The sequence below is a fragment of the Microcoleus sp. Z1_A1 genome, from assembly GCF_036700305.1.
GTDB lineage: Bacteria > Cyanobacteriota > Cyanobacteriia > Cyanobacteriales > Microcoleaceae > Microcoleus.
The window spans coordinates 1-1,937 of sequence record NZ_JAUBOR010000105.1 but is presented as its reverse complement, the minus strand read 5'-3'; the positions used below and the strand labels follow the sequence as shown (position 1 = coordinate 1,937).

Below are 1,937 nucleotides of genomic sequence, written 5' to 3'. Positions count from 1 at the left end.
ATCTACTGAGTATGCTTTCATTGGTATATTATTTTTAGTCAATTCTATTGTACCTCATAACATCCGGAAGTGCTGTAGCAATGAAGTTTTCATCAATATCATCGTCAGAAGGGGAAGGGTTTGGAGAAGGGGAAATAGGGGAATTGATGTTATCGTCATCATTATTAGGGGTATATTCACTTGATGCAGTTGTATGATTCATATTGGCTGTAGTGGTACTATTATCAGGAGTGGTATTAATTTGATTTTCGGTTAATCCATTTCTTTTGTTAGTCATGGCTTTAGAGTTGAATGTGTTGTGTTTAACTGTACATAAAAAAGCAAAGAGAGAAGACTTCAAGCAAAGGGATGAAACATACTAAATGTTTAAATTATTTAGTTGTTACGGTAGGTTTTTAAATTTACCCACTTGCCGGTTCGTCCCCTTTCCATGTCTCTTTCCTCTTCTATGGTTTGAATTCGACAATTCGGGAAATTTCTAATCCGGCTGCTCTCAAAGAGTGAATAGTCTTCTCTAATTCATTAGCGTTTTCTTTGAGAGGCGATTTTGGAATTTCTACCCCTTTGACGGTGAAGGTTCGATTAAACTGTTCTCGGCTTTCTCCAATGCCTTGCTCTAGCACTACGCGAGTAGCAATTACATCTATTTCCCAAACTCCTCTTTTTATTTCTCTGGGTTCTGAGATGTGAGAGATATAGACTCCTGATCGGGTTTTTCCTGAATAGATGGTGTTGGGAACGAGTTTGGCAAGTTCGACCAAGGAAGCTTTACCAAACTCTGATTCCATCATCAAGGAGCCCATCCAAGCAGTTGTAGGAACTTTGGCACTGCCTTTAACTTTAATGCCGGGGTCGGGGTCATTTGTGCCGGGAATTTTGCCTGACCAAGCCCAGGTTAAATTTACCCAACTGGATACAAAATTTTGGATAGTTTTAGGCTCTCTGTAAAATTCATCTTGTTCTGCAATTCGGGCTGCGGTTCCGTCTTTGAGCTGGACAAAGGTAACTTTTCTTTGAGATAAAGCTCTCAAACTGATTGTATTCACTAAAACAGCAATTGTCAGGAGGAAAACAAAGCTTGTTAGCAGGACAAAGCACAAGGCTAAGGTGTTTTTAGATTCAGGGAGTAAGGGTTGGGATTGTGCAAATTTCATAGTTTTATTGGAGGGTATGAGGGATGGAAAGGTGGGGATATAGGGAGTGGATTGGGAAACTGGGTTTGAGTAGTGAGTAATAACTCGGTTCGGCGAAGAAAAAGCTACCGGAATTTTCTTCCCCTAGATCAGTTTTCCAGCAATAACGCCGATCGCGTTACTGGCAATATCTGTAAGCTGTTTGGTGCTATTGGCGATCGCACTGTACAAAGCAGTTCCTCCACCCTTGGCTATTAACACGGCTAGAACGGGAGAAAACACAGCTAAAAAGAATAAAAAGGCGATATCTGTAACTAACTCTGCATCGGACTTGACAATCACTACAGCGACTAATCCAACGACGATGTTGTACCCCAATTGCACTCCAAATAACGACATAAATCCTATTAGCCAAGCCCAGATTGGTTTTCCTTGCAGCGGCAGCAGCGACAAGCCCATTGCCAGAGGCCCGAATAAAGCTGTTAGCAACAAGGCTGCTTCTAAAATGTTGACAAATGCCCACTGTACTGATCTAAGAATTAAGCGAATGATGGGCAAGACAGTAGACCTAAAAACTTGTCCTGCAAAATCGCCATTTCCTATATCCTGAAGATTGGCAACATTGCCTAAATTTTCGACAAATCGCTGCAAGCTTTTGAGAGGTCCTCCATTTTGCTGTTCGGCTGCCTGAAGGATTTGTTGAGCTGGCTGTTTTTTGCTGTTCCAGCATTCCACTAAAGCTGAGCCAACTTTGCCCTGACATTCGCTGTAGAGTTTTTCAATTTCTTCTTTGCCAGCACTGGT

General features: G+C 41.7%; 2 protein-coding genes and 1 pseudogene. All 3 read right to left on the bottom strand.

From position 1 onward, the window contains the following. Window positions 1–34: 34 nt before the first annotated feature. Window positions 35–277, bottom strand: a complete 243-nt coding sequence (locus tag QT973_RS26915) for a hypothetical protein (protein ID WP_333392572.1) — start codon at window positions 275–277, stop codon at window positions 35–37. Between the two features lie 169 nt (window positions 278–446). Beyond that, window positions 447–1,154 (bottom strand): hypothetical protein, encoded by a 708-nt coding sequence (locus QT973_RS26910; protein ID WP_333392571.1) that lies wholly within the window; start codon window positions 1,152–1,154, stop codon window positions 447–449. Between the two features lie 123 nt (window positions 1,155–1,277). Next, window positions 1,278–1,937: pseudogene (locus tag QT973_RS26905) on the bottom strand (hypothetical protein); the annotation flags it as partial.

Excerpts from the sequence above, each read along its gene's own strand:
- QT973_RS26915 (WP_333392572.1), bottom strand. The coding sequence starts at position 277 with ATGACTAACAAAAGAAATGGATTAACCGAAAATCAAATTAATACCACT.
- QT973_RS26910 (WP_333392571.1), bottom strand. The coding sequence starts at position 1,154 with ATGAAATTTGCACAATCCCAACCCTTACTCCCTGAATCTAAAAACACC.